This window comes from Nostoc sp. TCL26-01, from assembly GCF_013393945.1.
In the GTDB taxonomy this organism is placed as follows: domain Bacteria; phylum Cyanobacteriota; class Cyanobacteriia; order Cyanobacteriales; family Nostocaceae; genus Trichormus.
Window position 1 is genome coordinate 1 of the sequence record NZ_CP040301.1, and the last position, 19,242, is coordinate 19,242.

Annotated in this window: 9 protein-coding genes and 1 pseudogene; 4 read left to right on the plus strand and 6 right to left on the minus strand. The window is 44.0% G+C overall.

Going from position 1 to position 19,242, the window contains the following annotated elements; translation table 11 throughout:
- On the plus strand, positions 1 to 8,544 hold the full coding sequence (locus tag FD725_RS32910) for a calcium-binding protein (protein WP_306296915.1): 8,544 nt from the start codon (positions 1 to 3) through the stop codon (positions 8,542 to 8,544).
- A gap of 38 nt (positions 8,545 to 8,582) precedes the next feature.
- Here FD725_RS32910 and FD725_RS31345 read toward each other — a convergent pair whose 3' ends face one another.
- On the minus strand, positions 8,583 to 9,650 hold the full coding sequence (locus FD725_RS31345) for a YhcG family protein (protein WP_256872050.1): 1,068 nt from the start codon (positions 9,648 to 9,650) through the stop codon (positions 8,583 to 8,585).
- A gap of 279 nt (positions 9,651 to 9,929) precedes the next feature.
- Positions 9,930 to 10,388: a zinc ribbon domain-containing protein gene (locus FD725_RS31350; RefSeq protein ID WP_179049402.1), complete on the minus strand. Its 459-nt coding sequence runs from the start codon at positions 10,386 to 10,388 to the stop codon at positions 9,930 to 9,932.
- Positions 10,389 to 10,465: 77 nt separating this feature from the next.
- Here FD725_RS31350 and FD725_RS31355 point away from each other — a divergent pair.
- Together FD725_RS31355 and FD725_RS31360 are read left to right on the plus strand one after the other, a co-directional pair.
- Positions 10,466 to 11,375: pseudogene (locus FD725_RS31355) on the plus strand (tyrosine-type recombinase/integrase).
- 177 nt (positions 11,376 to 11,552) lie between these two features.
- Positions 11,553 to 13,967: a Tn3 family transposase gene (locus FD725_RS31360; protein WP_179052078.1), complete on the plus strand. Its 2,415-nt coding sequence runs from the start codon at positions 11,553 to 11,555 to the stop codon at positions 13,965 to 13,967.
- A gap of 80 nt (positions 13,968 to 14,047) precedes the next feature.
- Here the strand turns inward: FD725_RS31360 and FD725_RS31365 are convergent, their stop codons facing one another.
- From FD725_RS31365 to mobV, 4 genes are all read right to left on the minus strand, one after another.
- Positions 14,048 to 14,455 (minus strand): hypothetical protein, encoded by a 408-nt coding sequence (locus FD725_RS31365; RefSeq protein WP_179052079.1) that lies wholly within the window; start codon positions 14,453 to 14,455, stop codon positions 14,048 to 14,050.
- A gap of 223 nt (positions 14,456 to 14,678) precedes the next feature.
- Positions 14,679 to 15,005 carry a hypothetical protein gene (locus FD725_RS31370; RefSeq protein ID WP_179052080.1) on the minus strand — a complete coding sequence of 109 codons (327 nt, stop codon included), beginning with the start codon at positions 15,003 to 15,005 and terminating at the stop codon, positions 14,679 to 14,681.
- A gap of 104 nt (positions 15,006 to 15,109) precedes the next feature.
- Positions 15,110 to 15,367 (minus strand): HU family DNA-binding protein, encoded by a 258-nt coding sequence (locus tag FD725_RS31375; protein WP_179052081.1) that lies wholly within the window; start codon positions 15,365 to 15,367, stop codon positions 15,110 to 15,112.
- Positions 15,368 to 15,962: 595 nt separating this feature from the next.
- Positions 15,963 to 17,699, minus strand: coding sequence for a MobV family relaxase (mobV, locus tag FD725_RS31380; RefSeq protein ID WP_179052082.1), 1,737 nt, complete (start codon positions 17,697 to 17,699; stop codon positions 15,963 to 15,965).
- Between the two features lie 637 nt (positions 17,700 to 18,336).
- Between mobV and FD725_RS31385 the strand changes: the two genes are divergently transcribed.
- Positions 18,337 to 18,681: a hypothetical protein gene (locus tag FD725_RS31385; RefSeq protein ID WP_179052083.1), complete on the plus strand. Its 345-nt coding sequence runs from the start codon at positions 18,337 to 18,339 to the stop codon at positions 18,679 to 18,681.
- Positions 18,682 to 19,242: the final 561 nt, after the last annotated feature.

Sequence of the window (19,242 nt, forward strand, 5' to 3'; positions counted from 1 at the left end):
ATGCCTGCACCCAATCTTACACAAACACAACTCAACGAACTGCAAGTACTGTATAACAATAATAATTATATTGAGTACTATATAAAACTAAATTCTTTTGGTGAATCATACGGCGCACTAGCTGGTGAGGTGGCTACGGTAGAAGGTGTCAGTGGTAGAGTAGCACGAGCCTTTGCTGAATCTGTAGGTAGGGAAAAAGGTATCACTTTGACTGGTCAACAGTGGAGTTTGCTTTCACTCGATCTGATGAAAGCAGATTTTGAAGCCAGACGAAGTGCCTTTAATAATAATCTTCCTTCCCTAGATTTATCTGTAAGAGCAATCCGTGACTATCACATCAAGGTATTTGAAAAATATGGTCTTCCGCCTGAAGCTTGGACTGCTTATATTCCTTTGCAACTTGTAGGTGCTGCTAAAGAAGAAGCTTTGTGGGCAGAGCTAAAACAGCCTGGTTGGTGGACTCAATTTGCGAATGGGTTGTCCACTCTTGGGAATGTAATATTTCAAACTCCTGGTGTTACTGTTCCTCTTTTGATGAATAGACTTGGCATTATCGGCTCAAGTAGTGCTTTGGCAATCGTGGCGTTTAATCTCGTCTACCCATCAACGCCTACCGAAAAATGGCTGAACCACATGTTTATGAGTGGCGCAGCATTAGATGGTTTTGGAGCAGGTGGAAAGGTTGAACCATTTGAGATCAAGCTCAACGGTACAAACCAGGGTTACATTATCGGCGGTAGGGGTAATACTGTGTTTGAAAATATTTTTGGCACAGCCCCTACTGAAAATGACACACTAGATGGCAACAGCGCCGATGACATAATCCTTGGTTATGATGGTGACGATATTTTGCGAGGCAATGCTGGTGATGATGTTCTTCAAGGCGGAAAAGGTCAGGATACTCTAATTGGAGGCGCAGGCAACGATCTTCTTATCGGTGGTGACCAAGGACCCGCTGGCTTTTGGCAACGTCTTTTTGGCAGTGCTGCTGATACAGCCGATTACAGTTCAGCCTCTTCTGGCATAACAGTTACTTTTGGGCAGAGACTTGATCCTAATGTTCCTGCTATTGATGTAACTAAGGATGGTGATGGTGGACGCGATGCATTACTTGGTATTGAAAGAATTATTGGAACCAAATTTAAGGATATTGTAATTATCAAAGGATTCGATCCTAGCCAAGTTAAGAACGACTGGTTTGGCTCCAATAATTTTGAGTATATCGATTTAGGCTCTCAGCCTAATGGCGAGCGCGATCTTCTCGATCTATCTTTGCTTTCTAATGGTGTTAAGACCCACCAGAATGGCAACGGCATTGAAATCCTCACCCCTGATACTTCATTCTTCTACCCCAACGGAAAGCCCTCTGGGCTTATCATCAAGGGAGTCGATCACATTATCGGTTCTGCTGCTGCCGATGTAATCGATGTACGGGGACTGACAAGTTCTAGCGGTCTTCTCATCGAAGGTGGCAGTGGTGACGATACACTTTTTGCTGGTAAAGGCACAAATTTACTATATGGAGGTTCGGGCAAAGATATATTCAACCTTGCAAATGGTGCCTTCGTCATGGACGCGAGTACGGAGGATTACCTCACTTGGGGTCCATTTTGTTTGACTGGGGGAGTGCGACAAACATGGAATGAGGACGGTTGGGCTTATTGGTCACCCTTCAGTTCCTTATTATCGGTCGTTCCATTGGGTTATGCCGCGCTGCCTTTCATGTTACTGGTTGACATACCTATGATGGCGACATTTCGCTACGGATTGACCACAAGCAATCAGCTTCTAGTGCAATTTGGGCGTGGACGTGGCGGACAAGCAGTCATTGAAAATTACTCGCTTAATCTCGATACAGGTGCAGCCACTGGTCATGTAACTGTATTTCAACTAGTAGTTGCCAATCAAGTCAGCATTTCAGCAATTCGGCAGACAATCAAGCTGGCGTTAGCTGCTGGGTTTGGCGTTACCTTTAGCGGCACTGATCCACTAGTGCTGGATTTGGATGGTGATGGCATTGAACTAACCAGCCAGGACAACGGTGTCTATTTCGATCTCGATAAAGATGGATTTGCCGAAAAGACCGCCTGGGTAAAAGGAGACGATGCCTTACTCGCCCGCGACCTAAACAACAATGGCAAAATCGACGATATTAGCGAACTCTTTGGTAATGCCACAACCACGGGTTTTGCTGCTCTAAAAGCTCTTGACACTAACAACGATAACCTGATCACATCAGCAGATACAGGCTTTGCCAGCCTCAAGCTATGGCGCGATCTCAACAAAAATGGCACCACCGACGCAGGTGAATTGACAACCCTCACCCAAAACAGCGTCACCACACTCAGCCTGAGTGCCACTAACCTCACAAATACAACTATTCAAGATAACCTCATTCGTGCCACCGCTAAATTCACCCGCGCTAATGGCACTACTGGCACGATCGCCGATGTCGCCTTCGATGCTAGTCAATTAGATACGAAGTATCTTGGCAACAAAACCGTTTCCGCTGCTGCTGCCGCACTACCCAAACTTAAAGGCTACGGCACTCTGCCCGATCTGCCCGTGTCCATGACTAACGATGCAACGCTACTAAACTTGGTGAGCAGCCTTAACGCACTGCCAAACACAACAACCTGGACTGCTCTCAAAGACAAAGTAGACGATATTCTATTTCGCTGGGCAAAAGTCGATACTGTTCCCACCACTGCCATGACCACCGCCTTTGATCGGCGGAAATTGGCCTTCTTAGAAATTTATGCAGGTGAGCAACTAACACCCCGCGACGGTAATGGGGTGCCATCAGTTGCGAACATCGATGAACTAATTGCCAATTGGAATGATGCCCTTGATCGGGCAACCATTAAACTAGCTGCCCAAGGGCCACTGAAGTCGATTTTAGGGCCGCTCACCTACGATTTATCCAACGATCTGTTCCAAGCAACCAGCCCGACAACACTAAGCGACATCTACCGCAACGCCATCCGGCAACTTTCAACAACAGCATCAACCGCCTTGACATCATGGAATACCAATTGGGGCCCCATGCTCAACACGTTGAGCAAAGTCTTACTACGGGCTGACTCTAATAGCATCAAAGCTGACTTTGAAGTAGCAAGCCTAGTGCGGGCAGTAGACGGAATCACTACATCGCTTACCTTGGCTCAACTGATAGCAGGGTTAGGATTAACTGGTGTGGTGCTGGGCAACGCTGGTAATGACGCTTTAGGACGAAGCAATGACAGTGGTCTCAAAATTTATGTTGGTGGTGCAGGCGACGATACGATTACTGGGGGCATTGGGCAAGATGTTTATGTCTATGGACGTAATTTTGGTCGCGATACGATCGTTGACAATGAAAGTCGCGAAAGTGGCGATCGCATTCGCCTTGCTGTTTACAATCCACAAGATGTGGTGTTCACCCGCCGGGGAATAGATCTCGTCATCAGCGTCAAGAATTCCAGCGATACGATTACGATCAAAGATCAGTTTGCAACCCCACTGGCGATCATGACTGCCGCACCAACTGTGTCAGGCAAAGGTGTGGAAGATATTCAGTTCGCCAATGGCACAATTTACGGCGCAGGTGACATCGCCGCCGCTATAGGACGCGGTACAAGTGGTAATGATTTGCTTCAGGGTACTGGCACCGCCGACGAACTGGAGGGCTTAACTGGCGATGATACCTTACAAGGTGGAGAGAACGGTGATATTTACTACTACACGCGCGGCGATGGTAACGACATCATCCAGGATGTAATGACCAATCCACTCCTCAATGCCGCCGATACACTCCTGTTAACTGGTATAACAGCCGACGATCTACGTTTATCCCGTGACGGTGCAAGCAACGATCTCACAATTCGCTTCGCCTGGACTGGCGACAGCATTGTAATTAAAGACCAATTTGCTTATACACCACTTGGCTATCAGACTAAGTTTGCAATCGATAACCGAATCGAAGTATTATTTTTCTCACAGGGTGGAGCTTGGAACTGGCTCGATCTCCAAACTGCCATCATCAAAACTTATACAACCACTAGCAATGATGCAACCTACGGCTTTGGCACCCCAGATGACTTCGCCGCGAGTACAGGCAACGATCTGCTAGTTGGGTTTGATGGCGGTGATACCTATCAATTTGATCGTGGCTCAGGACAGGATATTATTCACGACCAATCAAAATATCCCCAGACTTTCATCTCCGGTATACTCGGTTACGACTGGGCTACAGACGATACGGTGGTGTTTGGCGACACAATTACCTCTGCGGATGTTACCTTCACCCATCTGGCAAACCATGATTTGGTCATTCAAGTAGCAAGTTCTACCGATACACTGACCATCAAGAACCAGTTCAAAGGCGTGAAGTTAGACCTGTTTAATCTACTGGGTGTTGCTTGGTTCGATCGTGTTGAGAAGTTTCAGTTTGCAAATGGCACCGTTCTCACCTGGGAAGACGTGCTACGCAGGGTGACTACAGGAAGCACAGGCAACGATTCCCTTTATGGCGCATGGTACAAAGATACACTCGACGGCAAGGCAGGTAATGATTTTCTGGATGGTGGAGATGACGGCGACACCTATCTTTTTGGTCGCGGAGATGGTCAAGATATCATTAAAGACTCGCCTGACTATGTATTAGACTCTACGCCAGATACACTTCAATTCAAAGCTGGTATTGCCGTTTCTGATATTACCTTCCGCCGCGATGGCGAAACCCAAGACCTAATCATTAGCATCAAAGGAACAACCGATCAAGTCAGAGTTCAGGAGCAGTATACCTACGTTGAAACTGGTCCTTTCGGCACAATTGCCTTCTGGCAGATCGAACGTTTTGTCTGGTCTGATGGCACTGTAAAAACCTGGGTCAGTTTAGCAGCAGAAATTATTGCCGCAGCCAAAACAACAGGTGCTGATCTCATCGTTGGCACCCATCTTGACGATCGCATTGATGGGGGAACTGGTAACGATACGCTCAAAGGGGGAAATGGTTCCGATACTTACATCTATAATCGCGGTTACGGCAATGATATCATCCGTGATGAATGGACAAATATTCTCTCCTATAATGCCGACCGCATTGTCTTTGGCAGTAATATTCTACCCAGCGATCTACGCATTGATCGCACTGGTACTACCTTGGAAAATGTACGTCTGACGATTACGGCTACCGGAGAAACGTTAACGATAGAAGGTCAATTCGACTACAGCACGATTAATTACCGTCCTACCGAAATTGAGACTTTCTCCTTCTCCAATGGTGTTAATTGGAGTACTGCCGACCTGCGGATACGATATATCCAGCAACAGCAAACTAGTGGCAACGACATTATTGAAGGGTTTTGGTCGAACGACACAATCACAGGTGGGGCTGGAAACGATACATTGCGGGGACAAGACGGCTCAGATACTTACATTTTTGCTGCTGGTTTCGGGCAAGACGTAATTGAGGAAGAAGTACGACTAATAACATATGAAGATGCTGATACAATATCATTTGGTACTGGTATCACAGCAGCCAATACCCGATTAAGTCGTAGCGGTAACGATTTAATTATCACTTTTACTAGCTCCACAGATCGACTTACAATTAAAGGTCAATTTGCACACGGTGCCTATTTTCCAAGCTGGACTGATATCGAAACTATCCGCTTTACCGATGGCATAACCTGGAGCGACGCTCAAATTAGAGAACGTTTACTCGCGCAGGCACGAACAAGTAGCAACGATATTATTACCGGGTTCTTTACTGCCGATATTATAGATGGTGGAGCAGGCAACGATACACTGCGTGGACTTGGTGGCGGTGATACCTACATTTTTGGTAAAGGTTCGGGACAGGATACGATTGAGGAAAGTATTGATACCGTTTATGAAGACCAGCCAGACACAATTCAGTTTGCGGCAAATGTTGCGCGGTCAGAAGTAACCTTTCTGAAAATAAATAATGATTTGAGAATCTCAATTACTGGTGTCTCAGATACCCTAACAATCAAGGGACAATTTAACGCAACAAAGTTTGCCCAGGTTGAATTCTTTAAATTTAACGACGGTACAACTTTGACGGCTGCACAGATCGCGGCAGGAACAATACAGGCTCTCTCAACCTCCGGTAATGACACCATTACTGGCACTAGTGGTGCCGACACACTTGATGGTGGAGCAGGTAACGACATTCTGCGGGGTGGTGATGGCAGCGATACTTATCAATTTGCCGTTGGCTTCGGACAAGATATCATCGAAGAAACTGTTGATTATGTCTTAAATCCTGACGACGATAAAATTGTTTTCGGTGCAGGATTAACTTCAACCAAAGCACTGCTATCTAGAAATGGTAATGACTTAACCATTGCTTTTCAGGGTAGTACAGATCGGGTAACGATTAAAGGACAATTTAGCCACGGCGCTTGGTTCCCCGGCTGGAATGACATTGAAACGTTTACTTTTGCCGATGGTGTTTCTTGGACTGATGCAACTGTGCGAGAATCCCTCATCAAAGCTTCTCAAACCACTTTTAATGATACCATCATCGGCTACTGGACAGACGACACCCTAGATGGTGGTCTTGGGAATGATGTAATGAGGGGGCTTGGCGGCGGTGATACCTATCGTTTTGGTCGAGGCTCAGGGCAAGATATTATTGAAGAAAGTATCGATACCGTTTACGAAGATTACCCCGATACAATCACTTTTCTCTCAAGCATTGCCAATACAGACGTTAAACTTCTGAAAGTTGGCAATGATTTAAGAATCTCTATATTAGGTTCCAGTGATTCGCTAACTGTAAAAGGACATTTCAATTCGACTGGCTATAACGCCATTGAAACAATTACCTTTGTCGATGGAGTAAAGCTTAACAAGGCAGAAATCACAGTAAAAGCAGTCCAATCGCAGACAACCTCCGGTAATGATACCATCACTGGCACCAGTGGTGCTGACCAAATCGATGGTGGGGCAGGCAACGACATTTTGCAAGGTGGTGATGGCAGCGATACTTATCAATTTGCCGTTGGCTTCGGACAAGATATCATCGAAGAAACTGTTGATTATGTCTTAAATCCTGACGACGATAAAATTGTTTTCGGTGCAGGATTAACTTCAACCAAAGCACTGCTATCTAGAAATGGTAATGACTTAACCATTGCCTTTCAGGGTAGTACAGATCGGGTAACGATTAAAGGACAATTTAGCCACGGCGCTTGGTTCCCCGGCTGGAATGACATTGAAACGTTTACTTTTGCCGATGGTGTTTCCTGGAATGATGCACAGGTGCGGGAATCCCTTATCAAAGCTTCTCAAACCGCTGGTAATGATACCATCACAGGCTATTGGACAGATGACATCCTGGATGGTGGTTTTGGGAATGATGTGATGAAGGGGCTTGGCGGCAGTGATACCTATCGCTTTGGTCGAGGCTCAGGGCAGGACATTATCGAAGAAAGTATCGATACTGTTTACGAAGATTACCCCGATAAAGTTCAGTTTGGCACAAATATTCAGCCTACCGATGTTGTATTCCGCAAGAGTGGACAGGATCTTGTCCTTACTATTACTGCTACTACCGATCGCCTAACGATTCGAGATCATTTTTCTAGCTTCGGCTATAACGCAGTTGAATTCTTTCAGTTCGCAAATGGAACGGTTTTGGATATTGTTGCTGTGGATGTTCTTGCGATTGAAGGACAGGTCAGTATGGGCAATGACACCATCAGCGGTACACCCCGTGCCGATTTAATTGATGCACGTACAGGAAATGATCTACTCCAAGGTTTTGCTGGGAATGATACATATGTTTTTGGTCGCGGATACGGGCAAGATATCATAAACGATGATGGTGATAGCAGGTCGAACTCCGCTGACCAAGTAACATTCAAAGCGGGAACCTTACCTACTGATTTACAGATGTCTCGTCTTGGTAAGGATCTGGTCATCAAAATTGCAGGCACCACAGATCAATTAACAATCAAAGATCAATTCTCTGGCACACTACCAACCAGTTTCAATCCTGATCGGATCGAAAGCTTTGTCTTTGCCAATGGCACAATTTGGTCAGGGGCTGAGGTCGATCTGCGTGTTCTGCAAGCAGCGGGAACCTCTGGAAATGACGTGATTGTCGGTTATGAGTCAAACGACACACTTAACGGTCGTGCAGGCAACGACACCCTCACAGGTGGAACTGGCAGCGATCGCTTCCTCTTTGACATTAACGCCGCCTTCAACAGCAGCACAATCGGCATCGACACCATTACCGACTTCCTCAGCGGTACTGACAAAATCATCTTGGATAAAACTACTTTCACCGCCCTCACTAGTGCCGCCGGATCTAGCCTCAGCACCAGCGAATTTGCCACCATCAACGCATCCACCAACGGAGCTACCATCGCTGGGGGTAGCAGCGCCCGAATCGTCTTCAATAGTGCCAACAGCAACCTCTTCTACAATGCAAATGGTACAACAGCAGGTTTAGGTTCTGGAGGACAATTCGCAACTTTATCAGGGGTTACTACTTTGTCTGCCACTGATTTGTTATTACAGGCGTAATTCAGAAAAGCTAACCACTATTCCTGATCATAGAAACATTACATATCCAGCCTGCTATCCTTCTGTGCTTCAAGTTCGGCTGCCACCGTATTCAGTTCCATCTCCAATTGTTCCACCGTAGGCAGAATGCCTTTAAGCTGTTCTGGAACCTCTTGTCCTATCTGGTGTGTGGAAACGCCGATAGGTTGTGTCATCCCTTGCAGTGCGAGTTCGGCAACCGTCTTGTTTTTAGACTTGCAAAGAATGATACCGATGGTAGGCTGATCATCAGGATGGCGCAGAATAGCGTTCACTGCTGATACATAGAAGTTCATTTTCCCCGAAAATTCTGGCTGAAATTCCACCATTTTCAGGTCAATAATGACATAGCAGCGCAGCGTGAGGTGATAAAACAGCAGATCAAGCCTGTATTCCTGTCCGCTGACCTCAAGAGGATACTGACTTCCCACAAACGAGAACCCTGTTCCGAGTTCCAGGAGAAAGTCACGAATGCGCTCTACCAGCGCCCGCTCCAAATCCCTTTCCTGCGCCTCTTTGCCCAATGTCAGGAAGTCAAAATTATACGGGTCTTTGATCAGCTGCTGTGCCAGATCGGATTGGGGTTTAGGCAAGGTCTGGCTAAAATTGGTGACTGCGCTGCCTTGGCGTTCATAAAGACGGCTCTCAATCTGCATTTCCAGGATGGCACGGCTCCAGCCGTTTTGGATGGTTTGCTGGATGTACCAAACCCTCTGCTCTGGCGCTTTTACACGATCCAGCAAGACACAGTTATGCCGCCAGGGGATTTGTCCACCAAGCTGGTGGACAAATGACTCATCCGGGTAAGCTGACGCGAAAGCCCGCATATAGAGCAGGTTTGTACGGGAAAAACCCTTTATGTCTGGGAACTCCTGTTTTAAATCCTTGGCAAGACGCTCAATTACCTTCGTTCCCCACCCATCATCCTGCTGGCGTTGTAAAATCTCCCTGCCGATCTGCCAATAAAGCACCACCAATTCTTGGTTAACAGCGAGTGCCGCCCGTATTTGCGCCGTGCGAACACGCTGTTTAAGCATGTTTAGAAAAGCATCATAGTTGGTCAGTTCTGGAAAAAGGGAATCGGTCACGGTGAAGAACGTATCACGTGGTTACTGTATTTTACATTAAATGTAATAACCATCTGTGTGTGAATAGGCAATCATTTATACTCGCTCAAAACGTAAAACCTGATGCCTTATTCCTTACCCGATAGGAGTTATGCTCTCTTATCCGCTATCAGGCAGCCACCCAAGTAAGCAAAAAGTAGTTAAAAAATACGACCGTTTTCTTTACCACTACTTGGTATTGAGCCGAGATACGTGTAATTTTCGGCAAGATGGTCTGGAAACAGTTGCTGTGTCTATGTTTCAGCGATTTTGACTCTTCTGTTTATAAGACTTGCCGCACATCGGACAAAATTTATACTTCAAAGACACAACTAACTCACCACAGTGAGCGCAACTCGTCTGCAACTGCATACCGCACAGATAACAAAACTTAGCCCTAACTTGACTCCAGAGAGGATCGGGATTCGCCCCAGGAGTCCAGCAATGCGGGCAAAACTTAACTGCACTGACAGGCTTAACGGATTCACCCCTTTCAACAGCTTCCAGATATTCCTGGGGAATGCCTAAGCCACCAGCAAGACCACGCAGCGTTTTATGATTGAGTCTGGTGGTTAATCCTCGTTCAATCTTCCCAATAGACCGAGAATGAATTCCCGCAGCAATAGCCAACTCAAACTGAGTCATCCCAACAGATGTTCTAATGCGCTTGATATAGTCAGCCAGGGATTCTTGGGGTCGAGGCAGTTTTAAAGTATCCATAAGAGGATGTCTTGCTTCATGCCTAAAAGATATATGATTGAGTCAGAAAAAACCTTGAGAGAATCACACAAATTGAAGTGAAACAGACAGTAACATTAGCCACTGTCGTAGTTGAATTTTTAGAACGTCCTGGGTTGGCATTCAGTACCAAGGAGACATATTCTCTGACCTTGGGATTGTTACTGCAAGAGTATGGAAGTTGGGCCAATTGAAATTATCAGTCGTCAAACATTAGTCGAGTATTTAAATACCCTGACACATTTAAAATATACAACTCACAACAAGCATCAAGCGATACTACAAAGCCTATTTAACTTTGCCATAGAACAAGGATACATAAAATCCAACCCCATTCGGGGAATCAAACAGCGTCCACCTTCACGAGAAAAAGGTGAACATCGCACAGATGAAATTATACGGTTCTTAACTCCATCACAGTTAGAAATACTGTATAACGCTGTAGCCGATGACCCCCGCCTTAACGCGATTGTGCATTTATTACATCACACAGGATGTAGAATTGGTGAGCTTTTGGCACTAAATCTAGAATCGGTAGACCTCCTTAATTGGAAATTTCAAGTATTGGGAAAAGGAAATAAACAAAGGTGGTGTTTCTACAACGAAGCTACGGCGATAGCACTAAATAAATATATAAATTACGACCGACATAAACAATCACTCGCCTTATTTACAGCACAGCATCCAGTGACGATGAAAATCAGTAGAATGAGCTACCGAACACTGCATGATTACTGGCGAGAAATTACCAATAAACACTCACTCCTTCAAGGTGTTCGTATTCATGATTTACGACATACATTTGCCACAGAGCGCGTAGGCATAATTAGTATTGAACAACTGCGTGCATTGATGGGTCATGAAAGTATCCAAACAACTTTACGCTATCAAAAAGTTACATCACAAAAAGCAGAAGAAGCTGCACGTCTTGCCTTCAATCTGTTGACTAAAGTTGATAAATTAGACTGATATTCCTGGAACTATTCTCTTCAAAAATTAAAGCAAGCGAGATAGTAAGCAACCATATTTTGATGACAATTATCGCTGTTTACCACAAAGAATATAAAATACTATGGGGTTGAACAGTGAGGGATCAACCGTTATCTAGTTATTTTGGGCATTTTGTATGTTGCAAATATCACTTGAATGACCTTAATTGACCGGACTGCATATCCTAAATTCAAACAATTTCCCAGCCCGAAAGAGCTTGCAGAGCTTTATACCCCACAAAGCGCAGAAATCAAGTTTGCAAAGTCCAAAACTAAGAGCCACGAAGGATTTCTTAGTTTTATGGTCATGCTAAAATCCTTCCAACGACTTGGTTATTTTCCCCACCCCGAATTAGTACCGATTGCGGTTACCCGTCATATACGGTCGTGTTTAAAGTTACAAGATTGGGTAAAAGCAGTCCCATCTGAACGCCAACGCTACACTTATCTTCAGGCGATTCGGGATTACCTGAAAGTCAAACAGTATGATAAAACAGGTCAAAGATTAATAGCCGCATTAGTTGCAGAAGCTGCTGAGGTAAAAGACCATCCTGCTGATTTAATCAATGTAGCCATTGAAGAATTAGTTAAAGAACGATACGAGTTACCAGCATTTAGCACCCTTGACCGATTAATTCGCCACATTCGTTCAATGGTCAATAATCGCTTGTTTGCACTTTGTTCTGAGGGGCTTTCCATCAATGAGCAGATTTATTTAGACCAATTACTGGTGGTTACAGATAATGAGGTAGATGAAAATGCTACTCTTAATTTACTAAAATCGCCACCGAAAAGTGCCAAACTTAGTGGGATAAAACTCCTACAAAGTAAGTTTGATATTCTTATGACCTTTGGTGATGCCAAGCGACTGCTGCAAAGTATTGCCAGAACTAAAGTTAGACATTTTGCGTCCCAGGCTAGGGCTTTGGATATCTCAGAATTTCAAGATATCAATTTACCCAAACGTCGGACATTGCTGTTATGTCTATTGTACGAGGCACAGGTGAAAACCCGTGATTATCTTGTCGATATGTTCATTAAACGTATCCTCAAGATTCAAAATAATGCTAAACAGCGATTGCAGGAATTACGCGATAAACATTTAACTGAAACATCAGAGTTATTGGCTACCTTGGGGCAAGTATTAAAAGCATCGACAAAAGCCAAAGAAACTCAGGATAATGCTGTTTTTGGAGAACAGGTGCAATCAATTTTGGATGAACATGGTGGTACAGAATTGTTGCTGCAAAAGTTGGATGAGATTGCGGCGTATAACACCAACAACCATTTACCGTTGATGTGGCGGTTTTATTCTGCCAATCGGAAAGCACTTTTTAGTTTGGTACGTTCTTTAGATATTCTCTCTACTTCTGCTGATGAATCAGTAATTAAAGCATTAAAGTTCGTGTTAGACCATGAACACAAACGTGCTAAGTATTTACCTAATGAGATTGATTTAGATTTTATTAGTAGTAACTGGCGTGCGCTAGTTGTAGAAGAAATTGATGACACTGAGGTTTTGGTTCGTCAGCAGTTAGAAATTTGCATCTTTTCAAACCTGGCGACTGAATTTAAAACAGGAGATGCTTGTGTTGTAGGTTCAGAAAGTTATGCCGATTTCCGCGAACAATTATTGAGTCATGCTGAATGTGAACCATTGATAGAGTCATACTGTCGCTTACTTGAATTTCCTGCTAACCCGGATGATTTTGTTAAACACCTACAGGATAAATTAACGATTGTCGCTGACGCTGTAGATAAGATTTGTGCGGTTGATAAACAATTCACTATCAATAAAGATGGAGAACCTGTACTTAAAAGAATTCCATCCCTAGCTCAAACGCATGAAGTGGAAGAATTAGAATCAAAAATTCGGGCTTTAATGCCGGAACGTAGTATCTTAGAAATCCTTTGTAATGTTGAGCATTGGTTGAACTGGACAAGGCATTTTGGTCTGTTTTCAGGAAGCGAACCCAAAATATCTGAGCCTGCTGAACGTTATATTTTTACTACGTTTAGCTATGGCTGTAATCTTGGCCCAAATCAGATGGCTCGTCATTCCCAAGGTGCAGTGACTTCTCACATGATTTCTTATACAAACCGTCGCCATATTAGTGCTGCCAAAATTGAAGCGGCAATTCGGGATATTATCAATACGTACAACCGTTTTAGTTTACCGTCTTGTTGGGGTACAGGGAAGAAGGCTGCTGCTGACGGAAGCAAGTTTGAGATATACGAGAATAATTTACACAGCGAGTATCACATCCGCTACGGTGGTTATGGTGGTATTGCTTATCACCATGTCTCTGATAAATATATTGCTTTGTTTACCCACTTTATCACCTGTGGTGTGTGGGAGGCTGTCTATATTTTGGATGGGTTGTTGAAAAATCTCTCAGATATTCAACCGGATACTTTGCACGCAGATACTCAAGGTCAATCTGGGCCTGTGTTTGCTATTTCCTACCTTCTTGGTATCAAAAGATACGGTGATTATGTGGTGAATTTACATAATATTCCCCAACCATTGGAAGCTGCTATTAATCTTCCACCAGAAATCTTTGAAATGTAGATATAGTAACGGTTTCCAGACCATCTTGCAGGTTTTTACACGTATCTCGGCTCAATACCTACTTCCATATCACTACCCTCTTATTTTTGAGTTCTTCTATTCATTACCACGGCTAAGAGATCGGCAATATTTTTGGCATCCTGAAATAACCGCTCCTTTTCCTGATGTATAAAGTGTCGTCCTAACCCCTTACTCAGCATCACCTCAAATTCTCCTGTAACCAGAAAATTGCCGTCCATAATGACGTTGCTGATGTTCAAGTGTTTGTACCGTGAAAGTGTTTCGCAACATGCGTGGACAAGCGGTTTTATTTTCTCATCTACATCTTGGTACATGTCAGCGGCAATAGCCTCATTCAAAACAAAGTCAATGCCATAACCGCGTAATTCAAATTGGAACAAAAAAATAGATACATCATTTCCAGCTATATTTTTCAATTTCACCTTCTCTTTATGCCACCTGCCTCCTTGCTGGAGTTGGACTACCATTATGAGATAGTTTTATGACCCTTGCAAGCTATGTTTGCAACCCTATTTAGAGGTTGAGCCGAGATAGCTGCGATTTCAGAAATAGAGGCTGAAAACGAAAATAGGGCGTTCTGGGGCTGTGTTCAACGTAATTAGGATTTCGTGGAATCGCCAACTGAAAGAGCTTCTACCTCTGCAATATCTCATTGCAGACGTAGAAGCTCTTTCTGTGCTTTTCACTCATCTATGAACTTGCACCAGCTTCAGCTACAGCAGCGCCCACCTCTGCTTTTGCCTCCTTGGGCTTCTTCTCAAAAAGTTGGATTCCTGCGTCAACTACTTCAAAACCGTTTTCTGTTCGTTGACCAAGCTTGCCAGATATAGCTCCTGCCCAGTCCCCAAACTCCGAAGCATTACTTTCAGCCTTACGCCAGCTTTTTGCATTAATCAAAGCACTGAAAACTACACCGTTCTGATCTGTCAGCGAGACTTCAACTTTCTTATTCGCTGCTGGTGTGGCTGTTGGTAATTCACCGCTAAATTTAATTGTGACTTCGCTTTTGACTTGCATACCTCGCCCCCTGGCTCATCAAAGACTCAAATTCTCGCTCCTGATTTTATCAGGGTTGAAGTTGACCACTCTCTTAGCTGCATGGCAGGAATATCTACTTTAAATCATACGTTTGACTTATGAGTTGATGACCAACCGAAAGCATGACGTAACCGTTGTGAGGGATTGAACTTAAAAACCCAACACTCTCTTCCTGTCCTGACATAGAAAGTACCAAAGTTTCGTAGAGAAACGCTGTCCCCCTGTTTTAGAGATTCATATATTTCTTCTATAGTGGCATCAATAATTTCTTCAACTGTGCCACTACTTTTGCTTAAGCGTTTAGATACGCGCCGTACCAGTTCCTTTTTATCAATAGACATCTTGAAGAGTTCCCTAAACAATTTTAGATGTGTTTATTGAGAAATCATACTAACAGAAACTCGTTAACGCTTTTTCAAGGGTTTCAGAAATAAATCATCTCTGGTTTTAGCTCTCACTATCAGTTTTGGCAGTGAGAATTTATTGATGTCCCAATCTGACCCAATAATTCCCAACAGTTATCAGAATCTCTCATAAAAATTTTTAATAACTCCCAACGCTTCCTGATATTTCCCGAACTTTTAAATCTTCAATGCCCTTTATTGACCCTATTATCATTAAGCTAAAAATCTACCAATAACTCCCAATACTTCCCGAAAAAATCAAAGTTATCCCAAATCAAAACCAATATCTCCCAGAGAGGTTTACTGAAAAACTGCCCTAAAAACTCTCGCACAGTACGCCATCTTTGACGGAAAGTTTTTGAGTATATTTCCACACTTCCGAAGTTTAAGAACTCTTGACGAATAAGCGGCGAAGCGGAGTGGCTCTTGCGGGGGAGTGGATCTAGTTGGATTCATGAATATCTCCATGCCCGTAAGAGCCACCGCTTATTCGAGCGAAGCGCTCAAGAGTTCGTCGGGGCGCTACATTACCTCAACGTCTTAAACCTCTAGAACGCTGTCTAGTTTCAACTTGCTCCCGTTCCAAGAGCGCCAAAAGCTGCTGATTCCAATCCCTTTGGTCAGGCATAACGATTTTCGCCTGTGGCAGCAACTCCTTGACAGCACGAGCCGCTTCATTCCCCAACTCATCATTATCAAAAGTCACCCCAATTCGCTTGATTGTTCTGAGAAACTCTAACGGTAAGGACTGGGGGCTATCCACTGCCAAATACATGGTTCTCTCACTTGGTTCTCCATTGTGTATCTCCATCTCCAGTGCTGCCACTGACAGGGTATCAATGGGAGATTTACACAAAATCACTCTCTGAATTTCATCGCTTTCATCGCTGGCTTGGACACCCAGCCGAAGATAAAACCAACAATCAGACCGTTTTGTACCTTTGGCGTAACCCATGAAGGTGTTATCTTCTCCCACTGTACCGCGCACAAATGCACCCATGACTTCCCCAGTTAGAGTACGCATCCCAAACACAACATTTTTTCGCTCGTCGGCATACAGTAATTCTGATTCTTTCAAGGCTGACAGTAAATTGTTTGGCAGTCCTCTTTTTTTAGTTAAGTAGTTCTGTACTGAGAGCCATTGATTATCATCTGCTGCTGGGGGTGTAAATTGGGGTCTTGGTTGTTGTTGGGCAATCTCAATTACTTCTTTCTGAGTTTTGGCTATGGCTGCCCTCATTACCCCCGATTCTCCAAATCGGTCATGTAACCAGGAGATCGCTTTTTTGAAATCGCAGTTGTTGACGTGCATTACTAAGTCAATTGCACCGCCGCCACCTTTTTGATGACCAGGGGCAAAGTCGTAAAATTTTGACTTATCTATATTAATGATGTGACCGTGACCCTTCCATCTATTCGGTTGGCTGTGGTCACGGTCTAATCCTAACTGCCATGCCACATCTTCTAATGCCAACTCTCGCAGTAAACTAGCCTGCTGTAACCACTGATTTTTAGAGGCTTCTAATTCTTGAATTCGCTGTTGTAATCGTTCATTCTCTTGTGAATTGGCTTTGGCTGTGCGTTCTAGTTCCTGTTTCCTGGTTTGCGCTCTATCTCGGTCGGCAGCTTTGGCTTGCATTTGCGACTGGGTGAGTTTGCTGTTTGGTTCTATGCCGGCGTTGACAATGCTGTAAAAGTCTTTGATGTCTTGGTGTTGGGCTTTACTCCCCTTAATCCCACGCTCTAACCCTAGATGTTCTGTAGCGGCAGAGTAGGAATCTTGGAACTGCCTCATTTTCTGCCGACCGTCAAAGAAGTGTTTGGCTCTGAGTTGTCCATTGTCATCTAAGGGGACAAAGTAAGCATGAATGTGGGGTGTGGCTTCATCTAAGTGCAGTTCTGCCCGGACAATGCGATCGCTATAATTTTCCTCTAACCATTGTTTGGATGCAGTTAGCCATGCTTGTACTTTGTCAGCTTCGTAATACCCTGCATTTGTTGGGCAGTCGGGGCGAAAGTATTCTGGTGAGGCTGTTAACAAAATCTCTACGGCATACACTGCATCAGGGCGAATCTTCCGTTTCTGTTCCCCAATCTTTTGGATTACCAGACTATCTAATGTCTCATCGGAATTTTGATTCCCAATGAACCTGATATTGTGTTTGCTTCGGTCAGCGTTGGGGGTTTCTCTTTGTCTGGCGGTGTGCGCTTCACTTCCTCCCAAACTTGACCGCTTTAATTTTTTTATTCGGGCTATAGCGTAAGCCATGCTATCCCTTTTTGTTGTGAAAAACTTCTCGCCGTCGCAGACCCCACGAGCCTTTTTGTCTCGACCGCAGGGAGAGATGGCGCAAGCCACCCGTAGGGCAAAAAGGTGTAGTGGGTACACTAGTCTATGTTACTTGATGTTTGAGCCTTTTGTAGTAGATTGTCTCACAACACCCTACTCGAAATTTCTCACTCAACTCTTGCCAAAATATTCTACTTTTTTGGCATTGTATGTCAATTTTTTCTATGATTTTGACAATGAGTGTCATAATTATGGTATTTTTTGACATGGGTGAGCTTTTTTGAGAAATGCCTTCAATAAGGCTTTTTTGGCTTGTCAAAAATTTACCTAGTTTTTGACATGGTTTGCCAATTTATTTCAATGTTTTGACTGTCATTGCCACAATTTTACTATTTTTTTGACAACGACTGTTTCAACTCTGTTTTTCTTTCAAAACCCGTTGTGTTGCTTTTTTCTCTCAAATCTATACCAGTTAATGATTTTAGCGATTTTTGCTCACTTTTTTTCATCCGCCCGTTTTTCACCGATTTTTACTCATTTCCCAAAAACCTTATTAGGAATAGATGAGAATGAAAACTTCTAAAAGGCTACAATCCTATCGACTAACCGTACTTTTATGAGTGAGCCAGAATCTGTTGATTTTTTCTTTCGCTATCGTCCTGCTGCTGATAGCCCTGATGGTGTTTTACTCCGCTATCTGCTCAGTTTTAATTCGACTCAACGCAAGCAGATGATTTTAAAGGCTCTCCGGGCTTTTTATCTGGTGGCTGCTTACGGTGATTTGGGTGAGTTTCAAGAGTTCTCTGATGTTGAGGAATTGGTGGCACTCCTCAAACAGACTTATGGTGAGGGTGCTTTTGGTTCTCTTGACCATTCTTTGAGTCTCACTATTGATATTGGTGTTTGTTATTCTGGTGTTTCTACTGTGGTTGATGAAGTTGAGGATGATGATTGGCGGTAAATCAGTTATCAGTTATCAGTTATCAGTTATCAGTTATCAAGGCATCGGGTTTGGTGTGGAGAATGCACCAACGCCTGACACCACTTGGTGTGGTGTTTCGCCAGGGATAAATAGATCACTGTTTACTGTTTACTGTTTAGGGTGGCCGCCGAGATACCCGCAAAATGGGACACGATGTAAACAAATGTTGCAGAACGTGCTTTAGTAATTTACTAACTTGCCCAAAAATGGTATTGAGACATTCAAGTTTTTGAACGCTAAAATCAACTCTTCACGCTATTCTGTCCCTCAAACTTGCCCATTAATGACTCTTTTAGGGAATGTCTTCATTTGAATAGTTAAGTAATGGTTGAGGCTGAAACAACGGTAAATCAAGGTTTTTGACCATTAGCTTTACAAAACTTTACATCGTGTCCCATTTTGCGGGTATCTCGGTGGCTACCCGTTTACTGTCAAAAGGGGTCATCTTTCCGTAGGTGATGAACACGAACTATGGCGAGGCGTGAGCTTGGGGATGGGGCAGAGCATCGTCACTCTCTCAACAATTGATCACACTCAGTA